19 protein-coding genes are annotated in these 23513 nt (G+C 60.6%); 16 read left to right on the top strand and 3 right to left on the bottom strand.

The features are described from left to right. Nucleotides 1-87: 87 nt before the first annotated feature. From plsX to ffh, 6 genes are all read left to right on the top strand, one after another. Nucleotides 88-1107, top strand: coding sequence for a phosphate acyltransferase PlsX (gene plsX / locus AB5Z20_RS03555; protein ID WP_035138131.1), 1020 nt, complete (start codon nt 88-90; stop codon nt 1105-1107). 124 nt (nt 1108-1231) lie between these two features. Continuing rightward, nucleotides 1232-1474, top strand: a complete 243-nt coding sequence (locus AB5Z20_RS03550; RefSeq protein WP_035138134.1) for an acyl carrier protein — start codon at nt 1232-1234, stop codon at nt 1472-1474. A gap of 3 nt (nt 1475-1477) precedes the next feature. Beyond that, on the top strand, nt 1478-2203 hold the full coding sequence (gene rnc / locus AB5Z20_RS03545) for a ribonuclease III (RefSeq protein WP_117583423.1): 726 nt from the start codon (nt 1478-1480) through the stop codon (nt 2201-2203). Between the two features lie 10 nt (nt 2204-2213). Then, nucleotides 2214-5750, top strand: coding sequence for a chromosome segregation protein SMC (gene smc, locus AB5Z20_RS03540; RefSeq protein WP_368156253.1), 3537 nt, complete (start codon nt 2214-2216; stop codon nt 5748-5750). Beyond that, a complete protein-coding gene (gene ftsY, locus AB5Z20_RS03535; RefSeq protein WP_117564147.1) occupies nt 5750-6667 on the top strand; it encodes a signal recognition particle-docking protein FtsY in 918 nt (305 codons plus the stop codon). The genes smc and ftsY overlap by 1 nt, the downstream gene beginning before the upstream one ends. Nucleotides 6668-6677: 10 nt before the next feature. Continuing rightward, complete coding sequence (gene ffh, locus AB5Z20_RS03530; RefSeq protein WP_349100254.1) at nt 6678-8153, top strand: signal recognition particle protein; 1476 nt, start codon at nt 6678-6680, stop codon at nt 8151-8153. Nucleotides 8154-8269: 116 nt separating this feature from the next. Here the strand turns inward: ffh and AB5Z20_RS03525 are convergent, their stop codons facing one another. Then, complete coding sequence (locus AB5Z20_RS03525) at nt 8270-9034, bottom strand: DUF134 domain-containing protein (RefSeq protein WP_368156251.1); 765 nt, start codon at nt 9032-9034, stop codon at nt 8270-8272. A 166-nt stretch (nt 9035-9200) separates the two neighbouring features. Between AB5Z20_RS03525 and thyA the strand changes: the two genes are divergently transcribed. The 4 genes from thyA (at nt 9201) to AB5Z20_RS03505 (ending at nt 13076) form a co-directional block, all read left to right on the top strand. After that, nucleotides 9201-10049 (top strand): thymidylate synthase, encoded by an 849-nt coding sequence (gene thyA / locus AB5Z20_RS03520; protein WP_055309513.1) that lies wholly within the window; start codon nt 9201-9203, stop codon nt 10047-10049. Nucleotides 10050-10058: 9 nt separating this feature from the next. Then, the gene (locus AB5Z20_RS03515) at nt 10059-10577 is read left to right on the top strand and encodes a dihydrofolate reductase (RefSeq protein ID WP_368156250.1); all 519 of its coding nucleotides are present in this window, start codon (nt 10059-10061) and stop codon (nt 10575-10577) included. A gap of 109 nt (nt 10578-10686) precedes the next feature. Next, entirely contained in the window at nt 10687-11601 is a 915-nt protein-coding gene (locus AB5Z20_RS03510) for a TrmH family RNA methyltransferase (protein WP_349089566.1), read from the top strand. 125 nt (nt 11602-11726) lie between these two features. Further along, on the top strand, nt 11727-13076 hold the full coding sequence (locus tag AB5Z20_RS03505; RefSeq protein WP_368156249.1) for an MATE family efflux transporter: 1350 nt from the start codon (nt 11727-11729) through the stop codon (nt 13074-13076). A gap of 22 nt (nt 13077-13098) precedes the next feature. Here AB5Z20_RS03505 and AB5Z20_RS03500 read toward each other — a convergent pair whose 3' ends face one another. Continuing rightward, entirely contained in the window at nt 13099-13584 is a 486-nt protein-coding gene (locus AB5Z20_RS03500) for a cob(I)yrinic acid a,c-diamide adenosyltransferase (RefSeq protein ID WP_368156248.1), read from the bottom strand. Between the two features lie 92 nt (nt 13585-13676). Here AB5Z20_RS03500 and ftsH point away from each other — a divergent pair, with 92 nt between their 5' ends. Both ftsH and AB5Z20_RS03490 read left to right on the top strand, forming a co-directional pair. Beyond that, entirely contained in the window at nt 13677-15569 is a 1893-nt protein-coding gene (gene ftsH, locus AB5Z20_RS03495) for an ATP-dependent zinc metalloprotease FtsH (RefSeq protein WP_368156247.1), read from the top strand. Nucleotides 15570-15645: 76 nt separating this feature from the next. Further along, entirely contained in the window at nt 15646-16101 is a 456-nt protein-coding gene (locus AB5Z20_RS03490) for a DUF523 domain-containing protein (protein ID WP_368156246.1), read from the top strand. Between the two features lie 50 nt (nt 16102-16151). Here the strand turns inward: AB5Z20_RS03490 and AB5Z20_RS03485 are convergent, their stop codons facing one another. Further along, a complete protein-coding gene (locus AB5Z20_RS03485; protein ID WP_368156245.1) occupies nt 16152-17234 on the bottom strand; it encodes an iron-containing alcohol dehydrogenase family protein in 1083 nt (360 codons plus the stop codon). A gap of 510 nt (nt 17235-17744) precedes the next feature. On the opposite strand from AB5Z20_RS03485, the gene ileS reads away from it, so the two are divergent. From ileS to AB5Z20_RS03465, 4 genes are all read left to right on the top strand, one after another. Then, a complete protein-coding gene (gene ileS, locus AB5Z20_RS03480) occupies nt 17745-20522 on the top strand; it encodes an isoleucine--tRNA ligase (protein WP_438861066.1) in 2778 nt (925 codons plus the stop codon). Between the two features lie 444 nt (nt 20523-20966). Then, nucleotides 20967-21494, top strand: a complete 528-nt coding sequence (gene lspA / locus AB5Z20_RS03475; protein ID WP_368156243.1) for a signal peptidase II — start codon at nt 20967-20969, stop codon at nt 21492-21494. Further along, nucleotides 21494-22507: an RluA family pseudouridine synthase gene (locus AB5Z20_RS03470; RefSeq protein WP_368156242.1), complete on the top strand. Its 1014-nt coding sequence runs from the start codon at nt 21494-21496 to the stop codon at nt 22505-22507. Before lspA ends, AB5Z20_RS03470 begins: the two co-directional genes overlap by 1 nt. Before the next feature lie 82 nt (nt 22508-22589). Continuing rightward, a partial coding sequence (locus tag AB5Z20_RS03465; protein ID WP_368156241.1) for a glycosyltransferase family 2 protein occupies nt 22590-23513 on the top strand: 924 nt, incomplete at its 3' end.

Genomic DNA, 23513 nt, shown 5'->3' with positions numbered 1-23513 from the left:
CTGTATACTCTGGATGCGATGCCGTTCCAACTGGAACCACAATGGCCGGCTCAATGAGTCGGCCATTTTTGTATAAGGAGCATGTATATGAGTAACGTTCGCGTTTGTGTAGACGTTGTGGGTGGAGACGAGAAGCCTCAGGTTGTCCTCGACGGTATCGAGGCGGCGCTTGCGGCGGATCCCGATATCGAGGTCTTGGCCGTCGGTCCCGCAGAGATCGTGAACCCCTTTGCCGCGGCTCACGCTCGTGTTGAGGCCTTGGAGGCGCCCGATGTCATCGCCATGGATGACGATCCCATTCGAGCCGTGATGACCAAGCGTAAGTCCTCGATCGTACTTGCCTGCCGCGCTATCAAGAAGGGTAACGCGGACGCGTTCTTCTCTGCCGGCTCCACCGGCGCCATGACCGCTGCCGCTACCGCCTACGTGACGCCATTTAGGTATCAGGCCGAGGGCAAGAAGCAGCCGGTGCGTCCGTGCCTCACCAATGCACTGCCCAACCGCGCCGGCGGCCTGACGGTCCTGTGCGACATGGGCGCCAACCCCGATGTCGAGGTCGACGACATGGTGCGTTTTGCCCAGATGGGTAGCGCCTATGCGCGCGTCGTCTTGGGCATTGAGCATCCCCGCGTCGGTCTGCTCGGCAACGGTACCGAGGATGAGAAGGGCTCCAACTTTACCAAGGCGTGCTTCCCTGCCATGAAGGCCGCCGTTCCCGGCTTTGTGGGCAACTGCGAGGGCACCGACCTGACCTCGGGTAACTTTGACGTCGTCGTTGCCGATGGCATGTCGGGCAACATCGCGCTCAAGGCGACCGAGGGCGCCGCTAAGTTTTTGCTACAAGAGCTCAAGGGTGCCTTTATGGCTTCGCTCGGCACCAAGATCGCCGCGCTGCTCATCAAAAAGCAGATGCGCGAGATCAAGGCAAAACTCTCGGGCGATGCTAAGGGCGGCGCCATTCTGCTGGGCCTGCGTGGCGTGGTCCTGATCGGCCACGGTGCCACCTCGGTCGAGGCCGTCAAAAACGGTACGCTCGCCGCGGCGGAGGCCGTGCGCGCCGGGCTGGTCGAGAACGTCGCCAACTCTATGGACGGCATCGTTTTGTAGGAGCGAGTTAGAGCGCTGTTATGTGCCTCGCGGCCTGCGTCGTGGGGTAGAATCAAAACCGTGTCTTGGCGCTGCGCTTGCGGCGCCAGCGCGTTGATGTTCACGCAATACGAGAGGAAGCGCTATGGACCGCTCCGAAATCTTCGATAAGATCGCCGAAGTCGCCGCTGACGTTCTGGGCGTCGATGTCGCCGACATTAGCGACGAGACTACCTTTGACGATCTCGATGCCGATTCGCTCGAGCGTCTGCAGCTGGTGACGGCCATCGAGGACGAGTTCGACCTCGAGATCGATGACGAGACCCTGCTGTCGCTCAACTCTGTCGCCGACGCTGTCGACGCTATTGAAAACGCCAAGGAGGCCTAAGTCTTGGCTTTATCTCAACGACTCGCGCGCGCCCAGGAAATCCTGGGCCACGAGTTCAATAACAAGGTGCTGCTGCGCGCGGCGCTCACGCACCCTTCTGCCGTGGAAGGTCAGCCCGTCTCGGCGAGCTATGAGCGCCTTGAGTTTTTGGGCGATTCGATTTTGGGCGCCGTGGTTGCCCGTTCGCTCTTTGAGTCCTATCCGGAGTTTGACGAGGGCAAGCTTACGCGACTGAAGGTGTCGCTCGTCTCGGGTGCCACGCTGTCCGAGGTGTCCCATGAGCTGGGCATCGACGATATCATCATCTTTGGTGCCTCCGAGACCGGCACGGGCGCGCGCGGCCTGCATTCGGCGCTCGAGAACGTCTACGAGTCACTCGTGGGCGCCCTGTACCTGGATGCCGGCTGGGACGCTGCGGCGGAGTTCATCCACCGCACGCTTAAGCCGCACCTGGCCTCCGAGCGTGCCGAGCACCCCGCGAACCCCAAGTCGTTTTTGCAGGAGTGCGTGCAGGCCGACGGCCACGAGCCTCCCGCGTATAAGCTGGTTGGCTCCGAGGGCCCCGCGCATGCGCCCACCTTTACCGCTGTGGTGCTCATCGACGGCATCCGCCAGGGCCGCGGTACCGGTTCCTCCAAGAAGGAAGCCGAGGGAGCCGCTGCACTCGAGGCGCTCGACCGCATGGGCTACACCACCAACGGCGTGATTCTGAACAAGAAGCCTGTTTAAGCGAGGAACCGTGTATCTCAAGTCCCTCACGCTCAAAGGGTTTAAGTCGTTTGCCGACCGCGCCCATATGACGTTTGAGCCGGGCCTGACCGTCATCGTCGGTCCCAACGGCTCGGGAAAATCGAACATCTCCGACTCGATTCTGTGGGTTCTGGGCGAGCAGAGCGCCAAGCAGCTGCGCGGCCAGGCCATGGAAGACGTCATCTTCTCGGGCTCGTCGGCGCGCAAGCCGGTAGGCGTGGCCGAGGTCACGCTGGTTCTCGACAATTCGGACCATATGCTGCCCGTCGACTTTGACGAGGTGGCTATCACCCGTCGTATGTACCGCTCGGGCGAAAGCGAGTACCTCATCAACTCGAGCCCGTGCCGCCTGATGGACATTCAGGACATCCTGCACGATTCGGGACTGGGCAAGGATACGCATTCCATCATCAGCCAGGGCAAGCTCGATGCCATTTTGCAGAGCCGCCCCGAGGAGCGCCGTGCCCTCATTGAGGAGGCCGCCGGCATCTCCAAACACAAGCGTCGCAAGGAACGTGCGCTCAAAAAGATCAAGTCGATGGACGAGCACCTGACCCGTGCCCGCGATATCAATAAGGAAATCGCCCGTCAGCTGCGGCCGCTGGAGCGTCAGGTCGATCGCGCGCGCAAGTACAAAGAGCTGTCCTCGCGCGCGAACGAGCTTACGCAGATGCTGGCCGTCGATGAGCTGCGTTCACTGCAATCGCAGTGGAACGACCTGGAGAGCCGCTCCAAGGAGGGCGCTGCCGAGCTTGAGCTCGCGCAATACCGCTTGGGTGAAAAGGAGCGCGAGCTCGAGAAGCTCCAAGTTATGCTCGAGGAAAAGGGCCTGTTTGTGGGCGACTTGGGCGAGCAGCGCCGTCATATGCAAGACGTGGTCGGTCGCATTAACTCCGATATGCGCCTGCTCGAGGAAAAGGGCCATAACATGGTGTCGCGCCTGTCCGACATGCGTGGCCAGATCTCGAGCTCCGAGCATCAGCGCCGTCGCGTGGTTGAGGAGCTCGAGGACGCACGTGCTCAGCTCGAGGAAGTGACCGGCGCGCATATGCAGGCCCAGGAGGACGTTGACGCCGCTGGTCCTGCCGCCGCCGAGCTCCACGAGCGTCGCGTTGCGCTCGACAATCAGATTTCGCAGCTCACGCGCGAACAGCGCGATGTGCAGCGCGTTGCCGATAATGCTGCGCTCGAGCTCGCCAAGGTGAAGGACTCGCTGAGCAACGCCGAGGTCGAGGACAACATGTATGCCTCGCGCCTGGAGCAGATCGATGAACAGCTCGAGGAGGTCACGGCATCGCTTGATAGCCGCCGCGACCGTGCTGAGGAGCTTGAGAGCGCCCTTGAGGCGGCTCGTCAGGCCCAGAGCGATGCGCGCGAGGCCACCGAGACGGCACGGGCTGCCCTCAAGGACCTGCGTGCCCGCGAAGGCGAGGCACGCAACAAGCTGTCCGAGGTGCGCTCGGAGCTTGCCAGCCAAAAGAAGCTTGATGCTCGCATGGCCGACAGCTCGCCGCTCGTAAGCCGTCTGGTGGGCGCGCTGGGCGACGATGTCTCGGGTCGTCTGGGCGATGTGCTCGAGGCACCTCGTGAGCTTGAGGGCCTGGTTGAGCAGCTGCTCGCCGGCGATATCGATGCCCTGTTGTTCGATAACGCTGCCGCACTTGAGCGCGCCGGTCGCGCTGCGCTGGACCAGAAGAAGGCCTCGGGCGAGGCGCTGCTGGTGGCGCGCAGCGTGAGTGGCTCTGCGGCTGCCGAGGGTGCCGCCGGTACCCGTCTTGTTGATCGTCTGTCCGTGCGAGCGGGCTACGGTCCGGTCGTCGAGGCATTGCTCGGCGGCTATTACGTGGTCGATGACTTGGCTGCCGCGCTGTCCGCGCCGGTCGTTGATGGCGTGACCTATGTGACTCCCGATGGCGCCCGCGTTGCCTGCGGCGGCCTGGTTCGCGTGGGGCTTGATGCCGGCGAGGCTTCGGGCGCCCTGGAGCGCAAGCGTCGTATCCGCGAGCTGGAAGGCCTGGAGCCCGATCTTGCTGCCGCGTTTGAGCATGTTTCTGATCAGGTCGTCGAGGCCAATGCGGCCGTTGAGGAGGCCCGTGCTGCCGAGGGCGATGCTGCCGGCGAGATTGCCCGCCTTGAGGGCGAGCGTCGCTCCCTGCTGTCCGAGATCGGCCGCCTGGAGCAGAGTGCCAACAACGCCGAGGTCGAGCGCGTGCGTATTTCCAAGAGCCGCGAGCAGGCTGCCGAGGCCGTTCGTGCTGCACGTCCGCGCGTGGATGAACTTACCCGTTCGCGTGACGAGGCTCGTGCGCAAGCGAGCGATCTGGGCTTGCAGATTGCCGAGGCCAATGATGAGCTCGATCGCGTGCGCCGTGATGATTCCGAGGCAGCCGGCAAGCTCGCCGATGCCAAGGTCCGCCTGGCCCAGACGAGCGAGCGCCTGCGTTCGCTGAAGGGCCGCGTGCCCGATCTTGAGCATCGCCTGGAAGGCATCGACCGCCGTATCCGCGGAACACGCCAGGCCTCGCGCTCGCTTGAGCTGCTGCGCCTTCGCGTCGATCCCATGCACGAGCGCTATTCTGCCCTGTTGGAGCGCGCCTCGGACTGGGCTGCGCGCTTGCGCGATCAGGCAACGCTTGAGGAGGCGGACTCGGCTTCGCTAAAGAAGACCATCGAGGACGCCAAGACCGAGGTCGCCCGCGCCAAAGAGAGGGTCGATGCTGCCGCCACGACGCAAAATGAGTTCAAGGTGGCGCGCGGCAAGCTCGAGGTGCAGGTAGAGGCTGCCATTAAGGCCATCACCGCCGACGGCACCACGGTGCTCGAGGAGGCGCTCATGCTGCCGGCGCCCACCGATCGCGACGCTGCCGAGCGCGAGCTCAACCAACTCGTGCGCCAAATCAACAATCTGGGCCCCGTGAACCAGGTTGCCATGGAGGAGTACGAGCAGCTCAAGCGCCGCGCCGATTACATCGAGGAGCAACTGGCCGATCTGGAGAGCGCGCGCAAGGCGCTCACCAAGATCACCGTGGCGATTGACCGCAAGATGCGCAAGGCGTTCCTGGTGACGTTTGAGAAGGTCGACGCGAACTTCCGCGAGATCTTCGCCATGCTCTTCCCGGGTGGTCAGGCTCACCTTGAGATGACCGATCCCGAGCATCCTGCCGAGACGGGCATTGAGGTCGTGGCGCAGCCGCGCGGCAAACGCATCACCAAGATGATGCTCATGTCGGGCGGCGAGAAGAGCCTGACGGCGCTCGCCCTGCTCTTTGCCGTGTATCGCACGCGTACGGTGCCGTTCTATGTGCTGGACGAGGTCGAGGCGGCGCTCGACGACGCCAACCTGTCCAAGCTCATCGGTGCTCTCGATGTGCTGCGTTCCGATACGCAGCTCTTGGTAATCTCGCATCAGCGCCGTACTATGGAGGATGCTGACGTTCTCTACGGCGTCTCGATGCAAGCCGACGGCGTCAGTCGCGTCGTCTCGCAAAAACTCGATCGCGAAACCGGAAAGGTCGTGAATGCATAATGGGATTCTTTGACGCACTCTCGCGCGGACTTGAGCGCAGCCGCGAGGCCCTCAACGAGGTCTTCTACTTTGGCGGTGAGGTTGACGAGGATTTTTGGGAGGACCTTGAGGACACCCTCGTTATGGGTGACATGGGTGCCGAGGTCGCCATTCAGGTCTCCGATGACCTGCGCGACGCCGCTGCCAAGAAGAACCTCAAGACCGCCCCGCAGCTTCGCCGCGCCCTGGCCGAGCAGCTCGAGGGCCATTTTGTGCCTGTTGAGCGCGACCCGTTTTCCGATACGCCGAGCTGCGTGCTGTTTGTGGGCATCAACGGTGCCGGCAAGACCACCACGGTCGGCAAGATCGCGAGCGCCATGGCCGCCCGCGGGAAGAACGTGGTGATCGGTTCGGCCGACACCTTCCGCGCCGCCGCCATCGAGCAGCTCGATGTGTGGGGCCAGCGTGCCGGCGTACCGGTTATCAAGCGTGACCGCGGCTCCGATCCGGCGAGCGTGTGCTATGACGTGCTCGACGAGGCCGATAAGCGCGGCAGCGACCTGGTGCTCATTGATACCGCCGGTCGTCTGCACACGAGCCCCGAGCTCATGCGCGAGCTCGCTAAGGTGGTCAATGTGACTCGTAAGCGCGCCGCCAATATGGCCGCCGGTCCCATGCCGGTCTCGGTCGTGCTTGTGATCGATGCCGCTACTGGTCAGAACGGTCTGAACCAGGCGCTCGAGTTTAACGAGGCGCTGGGCCTGGACGGTATTATCATGACTAAGCTCGACGGCACGGCTAAGGGCGGTATCGCCATGGCCGTGGCCGAGAAGCTCAAGCTCCCGATCCTGCGCATCGGCGTGGGCGAGCAGGTCGATGACCTGCAGGAGTTTAACGCCAAAGATTTCTGCCGCGCCCTGGTGGGCGAGTCCAACTAAGGAGTAACCAGTGTTTGATTCCCTGAGCGATCGCCTCAACGACACATTTGACCGCCTGCGCGGCAAGGGTAAGCTGACCGAGGCCGATATTACTTCGGCCATGCGCGATATTCGCATGGCCCTGCTCGAGGCCGACGTTAACTTTAAGGTCGTCAAGGAGTTCGTCGCCAAGACCAAGGAGCGCTGCATGACCGCCGAGGTCATGGAGTCGCTGTCGCCGGCGCAAAACGTCGTCAAGATCGTGCTCGACGAGCTCACCGAGATGCTCGGCTCAACCGAGAGCAAGCTCGTCTTTAGCAACCGTATTCCCAATGTCATCATGCTCGTGGGCCTGCAGGGCTCCGGTAAGACCACGGCGGCCGTAAAGCTGGCCTACCTGCTCAAGAAGCAGGGCCGCTCGCCGCTGCTCGCCGCGTGCGACGTCTACCGTCCCGCCGCTGCCGACCAGCTTGCCACGCTCGGCGGCGAGATTGGCGTACCAGTCTTTCGCGGCGACGGTGCGCACCCGGTCGATATCGCCAAGGGCGCCATCCAAGAGGCCGTCGATCACCTGCGTGACGTGGTCATCGTCGATACCGCCGGTCGTCTTCAGATCGACGAGCAGATGATGCAGGAGGCCGTCGACATCAAGAAGGCCGTCAAGCCCGACCAGGTGCTGATGGTCGTCGACGCCATGACCGGCCAGGACATCGTCAACGTCGTCTCGACCTTCGCCGATCGCACCGACTTTGACGGTGTGATCATCTCCAAGCTCGACGGCGATGCCCGTGGCGGCGGCGCACTTTCGGTGCGTCAGGTGACCGGTAAGCCCATCAAGTTTGTGAGCATGGGCGAGAAACCCGATTCGCTTGAGCCGTTCTATCCCGATCGCATGGCCAAGCGCATTCTGGGCATGGGCGATGTTGTCGGCATTATCGAGAAGGCCCAGGAGGCAGCCGATGCAGAGCAGCTTGAGGCTGCCGAGCGTATGCTGCGCGAGGGCTTCACCATGAACGATATGCTCGACCAGATGAAAGCCGTCAAAAAGATGGGCGGCATGAAGGGTATCCTGGGCATGCTTCCCGGTGGCCAGCGCGCGCTCAACCAGATGGGCGGCAACCTGGACGAGGGCATCTTCGATAAGAACGAGGCCATCATCATGTCGATGACCAAGGAGGAGCGCCTGCGTCCCTCCATCATCAACGGCCAGCGCCGCGCACGTATCGCCAAGGGCGCCGGCGTAACCCCCACCGAGGTCAACAGCCTTATGAAGCAGTGGGGCGAGATGAATAAGATGATGGGCCGCATGCGCACGATGGCCAATCAGGCACAGGCCGGCGGCAAGAAGGGCAAAAAGGGTAAGAAGGGCAAAAAGATGCGCATGCCCAATATTCCCGGCCTAGATGCCATGGGTCTGGGCGGTATGGGTGGCCTGGGAACGGGCGGCCCCAAGTCCGATATGGACCTGCTGCGTCAAATGGAAGCGCAGATGCGTAATAAGAAGTAACGACCGGTTGAGTCGTATATGGCGAAGGCCGCCTGGATGGTGTTCCGGGCGGCCTTCGCCGTTCGTTTATGGGTTGTTGCACGTGCGGAAGCTTGCTGGCGCCAAGGCATTTGACGTTAGTGGCAGCCGCAGCCCTCGTGTCCATCATGGTCGTGATAGCCGTGGCAGCCGCAGGACTCGCCATGCTCATGGGCGTGCTCGTGGTTGTGTCCGTGGCAGTCGCAGGTGGCTTCGCTGGTCTGCGCGAGCGTGCCTGCGATGAGGGCTTCGACGCAAGCGTCGCAGTTGCCTTGGGCTCCTGCATAGACGGTGATGCCGGCCTGTGCGAGCGCATTGATGGCGCCGCCTCCGATGCCGCCGCAGATGAGCGTGTCAACGCCACCGTTGGCGAGCAGGCCCGCCAAGGCGCCGTGGCCGGTGCCACCGGTGCCTACGACCTGCTCGTTGAGCACCTTGCCATCCTGGATGTCATAGATCTTGAACTGCTCGCTGCGGCCAAAGTGCATAAAGATGTTGCCGTTGTCGTACGTCGTTGCCACCCTCATGGCGTCGACCTCCTTTGCTGGCCATGCGGCCGTTGTCGTGGTGATGGGGGAGTACGCGATGTTGCCGCCTTCGATGACGATCGCTCGTCCATTGACCAGCGCGTTTGCCACCTTGCGATGCGCGCGGCTGCAGATTGCCGCCACCGTGGCGCGGGCAATGCCCATGCGCTGGGCGACTTCCTCCTGATTGAGGCCTTCCAGGTCGCACAGACGCAGGACTTCGAGCTCGTCGACCGTCATCTCGATGGCGTCTCCGCTGGCAAGACCATCAGGGGTAAAGCTGCGATATTCGGGGATGATCCCGACGCGGCGTAATTTTTCGCGTCTTCCTGCCATACGTGCTCCTTATCTGACATATGTCAACAATAGAATAGCGAACGTACGGATTTGCGCAAGGAATTTCTGGCATATGTCAGAAAATGAGGGCTTATGTTGGGGCTGTGGCGCCGCGTGCGCCTGGGCTACAATGAATCTCGCTTATAGGCGACTGACAGGAGGGTCAATGAGCAAGGCTGATCAACAGTTTGTAACCATGTGTCGCGATATCTTGGACCATGGCACCACCACCGAGGGCCAAAAGGTCCGCCCGGTGTGGGAGGACGGCACCCCTGCCTATACCATTAAAAACTTTGGCGTTACGGCACGCTATGACCTACGTGAGGAGTTCCCCGCGCTCACCCTGCGTCGTACAGCCCTCAAATCTGCTATGGACGAGATCCTGTGGATCTATCAAAAGAAGTCCAATAACGTGCATGACCTCAACAGCCATATTTGGGATGAGTGGGCTGACGAGACCGGCTCCATCGGCAAGGCCTACGGGTATCAGATTGGGCAGAAGAGCCATTATGCCGAGGGCGACTTTGACCAGATGGACCGCGTGCTGTACGACCTTAAGCACACGCCGTACAGCCGCCGCATTATGACGAACACCTATGTGTTTAGCGATCTGTCCGAGATGCACCTGTACCCGTGCGCCTATAGCGTGACGTATAACGTCACGCAGCGCCCACAGGATGACAAACCGACGCTCAATATGATTCTCAACCAGCGCAGCCAGGACATTTTGGCCGCGAACAACTGGAACGTGTGCCAGTATGCCATTTTGCTGATGATGGTCGCGCAGTCCGTCGATATGATTCCCGGCGAGCTGCTGCACGTGATCGCCGACGCCCATATCTACGACCGTCATGTCGATATCGTCCGCGAGCTTATCGAGCGTCCGCAGTTTGCGGCTCCCAAGGTAACGCTTAACCCCGATGTGCATGATTTCTACGCGTTTACGACCGATGACCTGATCGTTGAGGGCTATGAGCACGGTCCGCAGGTTAAGAACATCCCCATTGCGGTGTAGGTGACGCGCATGACGTGTAAGCTTTCTGCTATTGTCGCCGTGTGCGATGACTGGGGTATTGGTTGCGAGGGCGACATGGTCGTGTCCAATCGCGCCGATATGCGCCATTTTGTGGCGTGTACAAAGGGGTGCCCGGTCATTATGGGACGCAAGACGCTGCTGAGTTTTCCCGGCGGGCGTCCGCTTAAGAATCGCCGCAACATTGTGCTCACGCGCGACGAGAGCTTTGCTGCCGAGGGCGTCGACGTGGTGCATAGCATCGACGAAGCGCTCGCCGCGGTAGCTGATGAACGCGTTGCGTGGGTGATTGGCGGCGGCGAGGTATATCGACAGTTTTTGCCGTATTGCGTCGAGGCCGAGGTTACGCATAACCATTGCGTGCATGACGTGGATACGTACTTTCCCGATCTGGATGCCGATCCCGCTTGGGAGATTGCGCGGGCCAGCGAATCGGCGGTTGTCGCTGCCGGAGAGGGCGATGAGGGCCTCAAATATGAGTTCGTGACGTATCGTCGCGTTGATGCGTAAACCCGATTATCGCTTCGGTATTATCGGGTTGGAATGAGTGGCGGGGCGGCGCATGGCGTTGCCCCGATATTTGTATAGGTGCTGTAAAGAAGGGTGCGGGCTGGCTGCTATGACTGATGCCGTTGAGGTGCTGCGAATCGATTCGCTCGAGGACGAGCGGCTCGATGCCTACGTGCGACTGACCGAGCGCGAGCTTCGCTGCGTGCTGGAGCCGCAAAAGGGCATCTTTATCGCCGAGAGTGCCAAGGTTATCGAGCGCGCGGTGCGCGCCGGATACGAGCCGGTGAGCTTTCTTTTGGGCGAACGCTGGCTCGACCAGATGATGCCGCTGTTTGAGCGCCTGGCAGTACGCGAAGGTGCGGGCCCGGTTCCCGTGTTCGTGGCCTCGATGGAGCTTATGGAGCAGCTGACGGGCTTTAACGTGACGCGCGGTGCGCTCGCGGCGTTCCGTCGCCCGCGTCAGATTCCGGTTGATGAGTTCTTGGGTGGCGTCGTCGAGGCGGCGGGGGAGCGCCCGGTGCGCGTGTGCGTGCTTGAGGGCATTGTCGACCACACCAACGTCGGCGCGATTTTCCGCTCGGCGGCTGCGCTGAACGTCGATGGTATTTTGGTGAGCCCCACGTGCTGTGACCCGCTGTACCGTCGCTCGGCCCGCGTGAGCATGGGCACGGTGTTCCAGGTGCCCTGGACACGCATTGGCAGCGAGGCGCGCGTATGGCCGCATGATGGGCTGGCGGCGCTGCACGATGCCGGCTTTTCGTGTGCCGCAATGGCGTTGACGGATGATTCGGTGTCATTGGACGATCCCGCGCTGCAGGAGATTGACCGCCTGGCAATCTTTATGGGCACCGAGGGTGCTGGCTTGGGCGCCAAGACCATTGCAGGCTGTGACCGCGCCGTGCGTATTCCGATGGCGCATGGGGTCGATTCGCTCAACGTGGCCGCGGCAAGTGCCGTCGCCTTTTGGCAGCTGTGCCCGCATGTGAGTAATGAATACCACTACCAGCCGGGTTTGTATCACTAGACAGATATTTCGCACCGGGCTCTGGTTCGGGGTGTATCGGTCAACGCCGGTCGGTGCTAAGCTGGTATTGGCTTTGGTCTTAAATTGCCGTTTTGTTGTTTGACGTACGCTAGTGGGGAGGGCGTGTGGCTAAGAAGTCTACGGCTATCGATGTAACGCAGGGCGTTATTTGGCAGCAGCTGCTGTCGCTGTGCGTCCCCATCTTCTTTAGTTCGTTCTTTCAGCAGGCATACACGCTTATCGGTACCTATATCGTCGGTCAGTTTGGCGGCAAGCTCGCGCTGGGTGGCATTCAGGCCACGATGGTGCTTACAGAGCTCTGCATCGGCTTTTGTGTCGGCGTCGGTGCCGGCTGCGCGGTCATTACGGGCCAGTTTTTTGGCCAGCACGATGACGAGCGCCTGAGCCGATCGGTCCATACGGCCATGACGCTCGCGCTGGTGGGCGGCATCGCCTTCTCGATTCTTGGCATAGTGTTCGTTGAGCCCATGCTGGTGCTTATGAACACGCCGCATGAACTATTGGCCGAGGGCGTGGCCTATGCTCGTTGCTATTTTGCCGCCATGGTTGCGGCGCTTCTACTCAATATGGGAACGGCATTGCTGCGCGCCGTGGGCGACACGCGCGGGCCCGCTGTGATCATCGCTTCCGGCTGCCTTGTTAATGCGGTGCTGGATGTCATCTTCGTTGCCGTGCTTCACATGGAAGCGCTGGGCTGTGGCATCGCGGTGGCGCTGACCATTTGCTCCAATGCCACGATGATCGTGATTCGTATGATGCACGCACCGGGTGCGTGGCGGCTTTCACTGTCCAAACTCGGCATTGATCCTGGCATTTGTAAGAGCATGATCTCGTGTGGTCTGCCGCTTGGCTTTCAGTCTGCTGCGTATTCGATTTCCAACGTTTTGATTCAGGTGTCGGTCAACTCGTTTGGTGCCGATGTCACCACGGCTTGGGGTCTTTCGGGCCGCCTGGATGGCATTGTCTGGATGGTTACCGAGGCGCTTGGCGTGTCGATCACCACGTTCTCGGCACAGAACTTTGGCGCGCGCAACTACGAGCGCATGCGCAAGGGCTACCATACGTCGCTCGTACTGTCGTTTATGCTCATTGGTGGCCTGTCTGCCGTGCTGCTGGTATTCTCGGGTCCGCTGTCTCGTCTGTTTGTCGACGATGCTTCGATCTCGGCGTACACCACGACCATCCTCCATTTCATTGCGCCGTTCTATGCGATTTTCTCGATTATCGAGAACGCCTCGGGTTCCATCCGCGGCGCCGGCGTGAGCTTGCAGCCCATGCTGCTCACGATTTTTGGCACCGTCGTGCTCAGGGTGATCTGGGTGTTTGCGATTATGCCGTTCGATCCGTCGCTTGAGCACCTGCTGCTGGTCTACCCCGTAACCTGGCTCATCACCGCCATAATGTTCACCATCTACCACCACAGCGGCAACTGGCTAGGTCGCGCCACTGCCTAGCCATTGGGGACGTCCGCAATGGCTAGTATTCGATGCCTTGGCGGGCTAGGAGGCCTTCGTCGAAGTAGTGTTTGATGGGGCGCATTTCGGTTACTAGGTCTGCAAGGTCGGCGAGGGGCAGCAAGCCACGGCCGGTGAACACGAGCTTCGTGGTGGTCGGTTTCATCGCGATCAACGCTTCGACATCTTCGCGCGTCACAAAGCCCCGTCGCATGGCTTCTCCCAGCTCATCCAAGATCAGCACGTCGACCTGGCTAATCTGCTCGCGCGCCAGCTCCATGATCTGTGCGGCACAGGCTTCGGGCGTGTCGCGGTCGGCTTGTACGATGCGTAGCCCCAATCGAGGTGCTGCGTCATGTTCGGCACAGTGCAGCTTCTTGGCAAACTGAAGCATGAGCACGTTAAGTCCATAGCCCGTGGCGCGTAGCGCGAGCCCCAGCGCAGCCGTCGTCTTGCCCTTGCCGTCGCCCGTATAGATTTGAACCTTGCCGACTTCCAGTGATGCCATCTCTGTCCTTTCGTGCCCGGCGTCGGTTTATCGCCGTCCGGGTTGGGTATTCTAGAAAACATTATCAACCCCAGTAGATGGAGTTCAAGCAGATGGAGATGGATGACAACAAACGTAGACGGAATATGATCCTCTACTTGCTCATCGCCTTCGTCGTCTACCTCGTGCTCTCGACCGTACTGTTCCCCAACATCGGTCACACGCAGCAGATTACGAAGACCGATTACTCGACGTTTGTCAAAGCGCTCGATAAGAAGAGTGTCGACAAGGTCGAGTACAACACGGACGATTACACGATTTATTACACCAAGAATGGCGAGGACGAGAACATCGCCTACAAGACGACCGGTGTGCCGAATGACGCGGGCTTTACCGATCGCGTGCTTGAATCTGGCGCCTCGCTTGAGTCGGTTGTTCCCGATAAGAACTCGGGCCTGATGACCTACTACTTGCTCACCCTCATTCTTCCCATAGCCATCTTCTTCCTGATCGGCTGGTGGCTCAACCGCCGCATGAAGAAGGCCATGGGCGATGACGGTCCGTCGATGAACTTTGGCGGCGGTGGTTTTGGCGGCGGCGGACTGGGTAAGTCCGGCGCGCGCGTGATCGCCTCCAAGGACGTGCTCGTGACCTTTAAGGATGTCGCCGGCCAGGAAGAGGCCAAGGAGTCCCTCAAGGAGGTCGTCGACTTTCTGGAGAAGCCGCAGCGCTACGAGGAAATCGGCGCCAAGCTGCCGCGCGGTGCTCTTCTTGTCGGCCCTCCGGGTACCGGTAAGACCCTGCTTGCCAAGGCCGTTGCCGGCGAGGCGGGCGTGCCGTTCTTTAGTATTTCGGGTTCTGAGTTTGTTGAGATGTTTGTCGGCCGCGGCGCCGCCAAGGTGCGTGACCTGTTTAAGCAGGCCAAGGAAAAGGCCCCGTGTATCGTGTTCATCGACGAGATCGATACCATCGGCAAGAAGCGCGATGGCGGTGGCTTTAGCGGCAACGATGAGCGTGAGCAGACGCTCAACCAGCTGCTGACCGAGATGGACGGCTTCGATAACCACAAGGGTATTGTCGTTCTCGCTGCTACCAACCGTCCCGACAGCCTTGATCCGGCCCTGTTGCGCCCCGGTCGTTTTGACCGCCGCATCCCCGTCGAGTTGCCCGATCTGACCGGCCGTAAGAACATCCTCGAGCTCCACGCCAAGAGTGTGAAGACCGAGCCGCCGATCGATCTGACCGCGATTGCCCGCGCCACGCCCGGTGCCTCGGGCGCCGACCTGGCCAATATCATCAACGAGGGCGCCCTGCGCGCCGTTCGCGAGGGTCGCAAGCGCGCCACGCAGGATGACTTTGAGGAGTCGGTGGAGGTCGTCATCGCCGGTCAGCAGCGCAAGTCCACGGTGCTGTCCGACCACGAGAAACAGGTCGTTTCTTACCACGAGATCGGTCATGCCATCGTTGCCGCTCGCCAAAAGGGTTCTGCGCCGGTCACGAAGATTACCATCGTGCCGCGCACGAGCGGTGCTCTGGGCTACACCATGCAGGTCGAGGAGGACGAGCGCTTCCTGACCACACGCCAGGAGGTCCTGGACAAGCTCGCCGTCTATTGCGGTGGCCGTGCAGCCGAGGAGCTCATCTTTGGCGAGATGACGACCGGTGCCGCCAACGATATCGAGCAGGCCACCAAGCTCGCCCGTAACATGGTGACGCGTTTTGGTATGTCCGATGAGTTTGGCATGATGGCGCTCGGTACCGTTCAGAATGCGTATCTCAACCAGGACACGTCGCTCACCTGCGCCCCCGGTACGGCCGAGCGCGTGGACGCGATTGTCGCCAAGCTGATCGAGGATGCGCACGACCGCGCCCTGCAGATCCTGAAGGAGAACAAGTTCAAGCTCCACGAGCTGGCTCGTTATCTGTACAAGAAGGAGACGATCACGGGCGAGGAGTTTATGAATCTCCTCACGCGCGAGAATCCGCTGATGCCGAAGCAGCAGTAATACTAGTTACGCAATGTCAATCGCCCCATTTGAGTGTCCATCTCAAATGGGGCGTTTTGCGTGGGGAGTGTTGTATATGAAGATCGTGGTGAGCGCCTGTTTAATGGGCGAGAGCTGCAAGTATAACGGGCTCGACAACTACCATCGCGAACTGGTCGAGGCTTGCGAGCGCACGGGGACCGAGGTCCTGTTGGTATGCCCTGAGGTCTTTGGCGGCCTGCCCACACCGCGCAAGCCGTCCGAGATCGTGGACGGCGAGGTCCGTACCTGCGAGGGTATCTCGGTCGATCGTGAGTTTCGCCTAGGCGCTCAACGTGCGCTCGATATGTGCGAGCAAGCGGGCGGTCCGGAAGAGATCGCCGCGTGCATCCTGCAGGACCGTAGTCCCTCGTGTGGCGCAGGCCGCATCTACGACGGAACGTTCAGCGGTACGCTCACCGTGGGCAACGGTGTTTTCGTCGACCTGCTCCTGCGCCACGGCTACCGTGTGATCCCGGCAAGCGAGTTCGACCCCAGCATGTTGGAGCAATAAAAAACCACCACAAAGGTGCCTGTCCCCTTTGTGGTGGTTTTGGGCTAGAGCTAGAGGGTGTGGCCGTAGGCGTCGGCGGCCTTGATAGCGGCGGCAAATTTCTCGTCGGTGAAGGGCTCCGGGTTACCCTGTTTCCACTCGTTGGTGGCGTGTGCGTATTCGCACAGGGCCGGGATATCGGATTCGGAAAGCCCGACTTGCTCAAGCGTCACGGGTAGCCCCATCTGCTTGTTAAAGGCGGCGTAGCGTTCAAGGTTCTCGGTGTCTCCCGTATAGGCAAACAGTACCAGCACGCCCAGGCTCACGACCTCGCCGTGCAGGTAGGTGCCCTCGCGCGGAATGCTGCAAGTAGCGTTGTAGAACGCGTGCGCCACGCTCGAGTTGTAGTAGTAATCGTTCTGGTTGGTCAGGTTGGAAACGTAGCCCGTGTTAACCACGATGTCGAGCGCGATCTGCTTGACGGCCTCGCTCGACAGGTCCTGGCGTACGTCCTCAAGACCCTGGACGCCATAGGTAAACAGCGGCTCGGAGCAGGTGTGGGCAAGCGCCAGGCCAAGACCGGCGGTGTGCTCCAAATTACCGGCGCTCGTGGCGTACTCGACCTCGGGCTGCTTGGACAGGGCATCGCCTACGCCGGCCCAGAAGTACTCTGCCGGTGCCTCGGCGATGATCTTGGGGTTGATGAAGATGTGCGCCGGTCGGTTGGGGTACGAATAGCCCTCGAGCGAGCCGTCGTCGTTGTACACGACGGCAATGGCGGTCGCGGCGGAGCAGTTGGAACAGATCGTCGGGACAGTGAAGACAATCTTCTTGAGCTCGATGGCTGCGGTCTTCACGGTGTCGAGCGCCTTGCCGCCGCCGCAGGCGATGAGAACGTCAGCTTCCTGGCAGGCAGGGGAGTTTACGACCTTGGCGATATTGGCACGCGTACTGTTGGTGCCATAGACGCGCGTCTCCAGAATCTCGACGTCGGTACCCGCTAGTGCAGCTTCGATACCGGGAAGTGCTGCGGCCAGTGCCCGCTTGCCACCTATGATCGTGACCTTGGCCGCTCCGTACTCTGCCAGTGCGGCGGGCAGCTCGTCAAAGCAATCCTCGCCAACGGTGTAGTCGCTCATTCCAATCGTGCGCATAGCAACCTTCTTTCGTTCGATAAAGTGCTTTCAGGTATTTTGCTCCAAGAGAAGGTCCACAGCCGCGAGAAATTTCGAACGTATAAAACCAGTGTTGAGGGTTTTTCGCCGGCGCGGAACGTGCTAGCATACTCCGCATAAGCGTTGATGGGGACGAGTAGTCGGCCGTCCGCATGCTACAGAGAGCGGGGAGCGCTGAGAACCCGTGCATGCGACCGATGAAAATCACCCCGGAGCTGCGGTCCCAACGGACGTGCCGCGCAGGTTCGTCTTAGTAGACATCGCCGAGATGGTCGTCGATACAGACCAGCCGAGTAACGGATGCGAGCGCGCGGCGACGCGAGCGAGGGCATCTAAGCTGGGTGGTTAAGCGAAGAGCTTTTACGGGCAGACTGCCCGTTTTGTGGCGCTTCGTCCCAGCTTGTAGGGACGGGCGCTTTTTTGGTGCCCAGAGGGCGTGCGCGCCCATGACAAGAAAGGAGTACCGTGGCAAACGAGTACAAGCAGACGATGAATCTGCCCAAAACCGGATTTCCCATGCGTGCCGGTCTTTCCAAGTCCGAGCCCAAGCGACTCAAGGACTGGCAGGACAACAAGGTCTACGAGCAAGTTCTAAAGAAGAACGCGGGTCACAAGAAGTTCGTGCTGCACGACGGCCCTCCGTACGCCAACGGCCCGATCCACATCGGCCACGCCATGAACAAGATCTCTAAGGACATGATCAACCGTTACTGGATGATGCAGGGCTGCGAAGTCCCCTATGTCCCCGGTTGGGACTGCCACGGTCAGCCGATTGAGCATAAGGTCGAGGAGAAGCTCGGTACCGAGAAGTTCAACCAGACCTCTACGGCCAAGATCCGTGAGCTCTGCAACAAGTTCGCTGTCGAGAACATCGAACTGCAGAAGGCCGGCTTCCGTCGTCTGGGCGTGCTCGGCGACTGGGACAACCCGTATCTGACGCTCTATCATCAGCATGACGCCGCCGACATCGAGGTCTTTAAGGCCATGTTCGATAAGGGCATGATCTATCGTGGCCACAAGCCGGTTCACTGGTGCAAGCACTGCCACACCGCGCTGGCCGAGGCCGAGATCGAGTACTCCGACGAGACGAGCCCCTCCATCTTCGTTCGCTTTGAGATGACCTCCAAGCCCGCCGGCCTCGAGAACTTCGACGGCCCGGTCGACTTTATCATCTGGACGACCACGCCGTGGACCATCCCCTCCGACCAGGCCGTTTCCCTCAAGCCCGGCGCCGCCTATGTCGCCGTTGAGCACGACGGTCGTGCCGAGGTCATGCTCGAGGACCTGGCTCTCAAGTGCTGTGAGGAGTTTGGCTGGGAGTACACCCCGGTTTTGGTCGACGGTAAGCCCTACGTGGTTCCCGCCGAGACCTTCCACCACATTCACTACAAGCAGCCGATCTTTGACGGTGTCGAGGGCGTGGCGCTGCTGGCCGATTACGTCGGTGTCGATGACGGTACCGGTATCGTCCACAACTCGCCCGGCCACGGCGTCGACGACTACTTCGCCTGCCTCAAGGAGGGCATCACCGACATATGCATGCCGGTCGATGACGACGGCAAGTTCTACACCGGTGAGGAGTTCGGCACCGGTGGCCCCTTCAGCGGCATGGATACCGATGAGGCCAACCCGCACATCATTGAGTTCCTGCGCGAGCGCGGCACCCTGGTCCTCGAGAAGAAGATCACGCACAGCTATCCGCACTGCTGGCGCTGCAAGCACCCGGTGCTCTTCCGCGCTACCGACCAGTGGTTTGTCTCGATGGACAAGACCGGTTTGCGCGAGCAGGCTGGCAAGGAGGTCCGCGAGAACGTCAAGTGGAATCCGGCCCACGCGGCAAACCGCATCGGCGCCATGGTCGAGCAGCGTCCCGACTGGTGCATCAGCCGTCAGCGCAACTGGGGCGTGCCCATCCCGAGCTACACCTGCGCCGACTGCGGCGAGAAGGTCATGAACGACGCCACGCTCGACGCCGTCATCAAGCTCTTCCACGAGAAGGGCTCCGACGCTTGGTTTACCGACGCTCCCGAGAGCTACCTGGGCGAGGCCTGCGTCTGCCCCAAGTGCGGCGGCCATCACCTCAAGGCCGATAAGGACATCCTCGACGTGTGGTGGGATTCCGGCGTCTCCTGGAAGGCCGTCTGCGAGTATCGCCCTGAGCTTGAGTACCCGGCGGATGTGTACCTCGAGGGCTCCGACCAGCATCGTGGTTGGTTCCAGAGCTCGCTGCTCACCTCGGTGGGCGCCAACGGTCACGCTCCGTACAAGGCGGTCGTCTCGCAGGGCTTCACCCTCGACGGCCAGGGCCGCAAGATGTCCAAGTCGCTCGGCAACGTCATCGACCCCAACAAGGTCTGTGACGAGATGGGCGCCGACATCATCCGCCTATGGGTTGCCTCCGTCGATACCAGCTCCGACGTGTCCATCGACCACGAGATCCTTGCCCGTACGTCCGATGCCTACCGTCGTTTCCGCAACACGCTGCGCTTCCTGCTCTCCGAGCTCGAGGGCCAGTTTGAGCCCGAGACCGACGGCGTCGCCTTTGCCGACCTGCTGCCGCTCGACAAGCTCATGGTTGCCCGCCTGACCCAGGTCCAGGCCGAGGTCGACGATGCCTACGCCAGCTACGAGTTCCCGCGCGCCTACCGTGCGCTCTACGATTTCGTGGTTACCGAGCTCTCCAACGTGTACCTCGACGCTCTGAAGGACCGTCTGTACTGCGACAAGCCCGGCTCGCTCGAGCGCCGCAGCGCCCAGACCGTGCTTGCCGAGCTCTTCTCGATGCTCATGCGCGACCTGCAGCCGATCCTGTCCTACACGGTCGACGAGGCCATGGCCTATGCGCCCGCCGGCTGCGTCGATCACCAGAAGTACGCCGCGCTGCTCGATTGGTACAAGTCGCCCATCACGGTCGACGAGGCCAATGAGTTTGAGGGCGTGCTCGAGGCTTCGCTCGAGCTCCGTAGCGCCGTGACCAAGGCCCTTGAGGATGCCCGCTCCGCTGGCACCTTCACTAAGAGCCAGCAGGTCCGCGTCAAGGCGGTCGTTCCCGCCGAGATGTATGCGCTGCTGACCGGCGACAAGGCCGTCGACCTCGCCGAGTTCTACATCGTCTCCGATGTTGAGCTGACCCAGGGCGAGGAGCTCTCCGTTGCCATCGAGGCTGCCGAGGGCGAGTGCTGCGACCGTTGCTGGAACTACCGCACCACCGTCGGCGAGTACAACGGCCACGCTCACATCTGTAAGCGCTGCGCGGAGGCTTTGTAGTTACGCGGTTTTTCCAAACCGCGTAACGGCTCGACGCTGCGCGGGCCGCATTTGGACAATCTGACGTTCAATTTCAAGGGCGCGACCGAAAGGTCAGCGCCCTTTCATTTCACGTCACCTTGTCTCAAATGCGACCCGCTCGCTCACAAGCCAAAACATCGGGGTAGTCATTGGGGACGTTCTTAAATGACTAGTCGTTGGGGACGTTCTTAAATGACTAGTCAAACAAGAACGTCCCCAACGTCTACTTTCGTCACTTTTTAGCTGGTTATTTCGCTTGCGTTGGTGGATATGTCGTGCGTTCTGCGTATGGCAATATAAGATGGATTATTGCGTAAACGGAATTTGATTATCTGAGGGTAGGGGATTTCTTTGGGTCGTACTGGGGATATGACGCCGCCTTTGCGTTGGCGGTTGGGTGTTGCTGGTGGGGTGGCGCTGGTTGTGCTGCTTGTTGACCAGCTGACCAAGCTTGCGGTTCGTGCCGTGGGCGATGCTCTGCATGTGACTGTTGTCCCCGGTGTGATCGACTTTATGTTTGTCCGCAATATCGGCGCTGCCTTTAGTATGGGTGAGGGGCATGGCATCGCGTTTGCCGTGCTGGCGTTGGCGGTCATTATCGCTATTGCCGTGTACCTCGTTCGTGCACCCCAGCTCGCCCATCTTGAGGTTGTGGGCATGGCGATGGTTGCGGGCGGTGCTATCGGCAACGCTATCGATCGTTTGGCCTTTGGCTTCGTGACCGATTTTATTGCCACCACCTTCATCGACTTCCCCGTCTTTAATGTGGCCGATATCGGCATTACCTTGGGCGTCGTGCTCGCCCTTTTCGGCTACATGTTCTTGAGTCCCGCCGCCCGTGAGGTCGATGCGACCGCCGAGCTTAACGCCCGTGACGAGGCCCGCGCTAAGCGCAAGGCCCAGCAGCGTGGGGAGCGTGCCCGCAAGATTCGCGAAAGGAATGAGCGCTAATGGCCGACATCCATATTCTTGTTGCCGACGATGCCGCCGGTCAGCGTCTTGACGCTTATCTGGGCGCCAACGATGGCTGTCCCACGCGCTCTGCCTGCGCTCATCTGATCGAGGGTGGCGCCGTCGCCGTCAACGGCGAGATCTGCCTGTCTAAAAAGTACGCCGTGCGCTCCGGTGACCGCATTTCGGTCGACCTGCCCGAACCGCACGATCAGACCGACGTGATTCCCGAGGCCATTCCCCTCGATATCCGCTACGAAGACGACTATCTCATCGTGCTCTCCAAGCAGCGCGGCCTTGTGTGCCATCCTGCGCATGGTCATGAGAGCGGTACGCTTGCGAACGCCTTGGTCTACCACTGCGGCATCGACCATCTTGGTACCGTACAGGGTGAGGATCGCCCCGGCATCGTGCATCGTCTTGATCGCGATACCTCGGGTCTCATGCTTGCGGCCAAGGACGACGACACCCAGCGCGCGCTCCAAAATCTTATCCGCACGCGTACGCTCGACCGTCGCTATATCACACTTGTTCACGGGCACATTGCCATGGACGAGGGAACCATTAACACCGGTATCGCCCGATCGACGCGCGATCGCGTGAAGATGGCGGTTTCTGACGATCCTTTCGCGCGCCAAGCCATCACGACCTTTAAGGTCCTCGAGCGCTTCGATTCCACGCGTTTTGACGACGGTTATACGCTCGTCGAGTGCCACCTGTTTACGGGCCGCACACATCAGATTCGCGTGCATATGCGCCATATCAACCACGCCTGTGTGGGTGATCCACTCTACGGCAAGTGCGATGCACGCGCCGATCAGGGGCTGACCAGGCAATTCCTTCATTCCTGGCGCGTCGCGTTCGACCATCCCGTGACGGGGGAGCGCATTGAGTGCCGCGACGAGTTGCCGTGGGACCTTGCGGCGGTTCTGGATGATTTGGCCCCGCATTCGCTCGGCCGCACCGCTGCCGGCGACGAAATCGTCCCGCAGCTCGGTCTTCTCGAATCCTAACCAGTATTAGGTGGTTTCTTGAACTCGGTTAGCCTGCGGTAAGATATACGGTTGTTTACGTAACGCGTTCCTGGGAGCCTGCATGCTCGCCTTTTTACAAACTAACACGCCCATCGTGATCTTCAACCAGATTGTCGTCACGTTGCTCACGGTCTGCTTCCTCTACCAGGTGGTCTTTTTTGTCATCGGCGCTCTTCGGGGCGAGGTCGCACCTCCCAAGGCCAAAAAACTCCACCGGTATGCCTTCTTTATCGCGGCGCATAACGAGGAGGCCGTTATCGCCAATCTTGTTCGCTCCATCAAGGACCAGGATTATCCGTCCGAGCTCATCGAGGTCTTTGTGGTCGCCGATGCCTGTACCGATAACACGGCACAGCTCGCGCGCGAGGCCGGTGCCATTGTTTACGAGCGCAACGACCTGGCCCGCAAGGGCAAGAGCTGGGTCATGGACTATGGTTTCGATCGCATTCTCAACGAGTATCCCGACACGTTTGAGGGCTACTTTATCTTCGATGCCGACAATGTTATCTCCCGCGATTACGTCTCCAAGATGAATGATGCCTTTGACCAGGGTTTCCATGTGGTCACGAGCTACCGCAACTCTAAGAACTTCGGCAGTTCGTGGATTTCGTCTGCCAACGCCACCTGGTATCTGCGTGAGGCCCGCTTCCTCAACAACGCGCGTAATATCTGCAAGACGTCCTGCGCTGTCTCGGGTTCGGGTTACCTTATTTCGGCGAGCGTGATCGAGGGCATGCACGGTTGGCAGTTCCATACGCTGACCGAGGATATCCAGTTCACCACGTTCTGCGCCATTCACGGCATTCGCATTGGCTATGCGCCGGCGGAGTTCTTTGATGAGCAGCCGGTGACGTTTAAGGCTTCCTGGAAGCAGCGTATGCGCTGGACCAAGGGCTTCTACCAGGTCTTTTTTACCTACGGCAAGCACCTGGTCAAATCGACGTTCCGCTATCATCGCTTTGCCGCATATGACATGTTTATGACC

The organism is Collinsella aerofaciens (genome assembly GCF_040910245.1).
GTDB lineage: Bacteria > Actinomycetota > Coriobacteriia > Coriobacteriales > Coriobacteriaceae > Collinsella.
Note: the sequence above shows the minus strand (reverse complement) of the source record. Positions and strands in the feature narration are given on the sequence as shown.

What these genes read in the sequence shown, in the direction of transcription:
- AB5Z20_RS03525 (WP_368156251.1), bottom strand. Translation starts at nt 9,034, where the DNA reads ATGGCAGGAAGACGCGAAAAATTACGCCGCGTCGGGATCATCCCCGAA.
- AB5Z20_RS03470 (WP_368156242.1), top strand. Translation starts at nt 21,494, where the DNA reads ATGGCCGACATCCATATTCTTGTTGCCGACGATGCCGCCGGTCAGCGT.
- AB5Z20_RS03500 (WP_368156248.1), bottom strand. Translation starts at nt 13,584, where the DNA reads ATGGCATCACTGGAAGTCGGCAAGGTTCAAATCTATACGGGCGACGGC.
- AB5Z20_RS03550 (WP_035138134.1), top strand. Translation starts at nt 1,232, where the DNA reads ATGGACCGCTCCGAAATCTTCGATAAGATCGCCGAAGTCGCCGCTGAC.
- ileS (WP_438861066.1), top strand. Translation starts at nt 17,745, where the DNA reads ATGAATCTGCCCAAAACCGGATTTCCCATGCGTGCCGGTCTTTCCAAG.
- AB5Z20_RS03485 (WP_368156245.1), bottom strand. Translation starts at nt 17,234, where the DNA reads ATGCGCACGATTGGAATGAGCGACTACACCGTTGGCGAGGATTGCTTT.
- ftsY (WP_117564147.1), top strand. Translation starts at nt 5,750, where the DNA reads ATGGGATTCTTTGACGCACTCTCGCGCGGACTTGAGCGCAGCCGCGAG.
- plsX (WP_035138131.1), top strand. Translation starts at nt 88, where the DNA reads ATGAGTAACGTTCGCGTTTGTGTAGACGTTGTGGGTGGAGACGAGAAG.
- ftsH (WP_368156247.1), top strand. Translation starts at nt 13,677, where the DNA reads ATGGAGATGGATGACAACAAACGTAGACGGAATATGATCCTCTACTTG.
- AB5Z20_RS03515 (WP_368156250.1), top strand. Translation starts at nt 10,059, where the DNA reads ATGACGTGTAAGCTTTCTGCTATTGTCGCCGTGTGCGATGACTGGGGT.
- AB5Z20_RS03490 (WP_368156246.1), top strand. Translation starts at nt 15,646, where the DNA reads ATGAAGATCGTGGTGAGCGCCTGTTTAATGGGCGAGAGCTGCAAGTAT.
- AB5Z20_RS03510 (WP_349089566.1), top strand. Translation starts at nt 10,687, where the DNA reads ATGACTGATGCCGTTGAGGTGCTGCGAATCGATTCGCTCGAGGACGAG.
- thyA (WP_055309513.1), top strand. Translation starts at nt 9,201, where the DNA reads ATGAGCAAGGCTGATCAACAGTTTGTAACCATGTGTCGCGATATCTTG.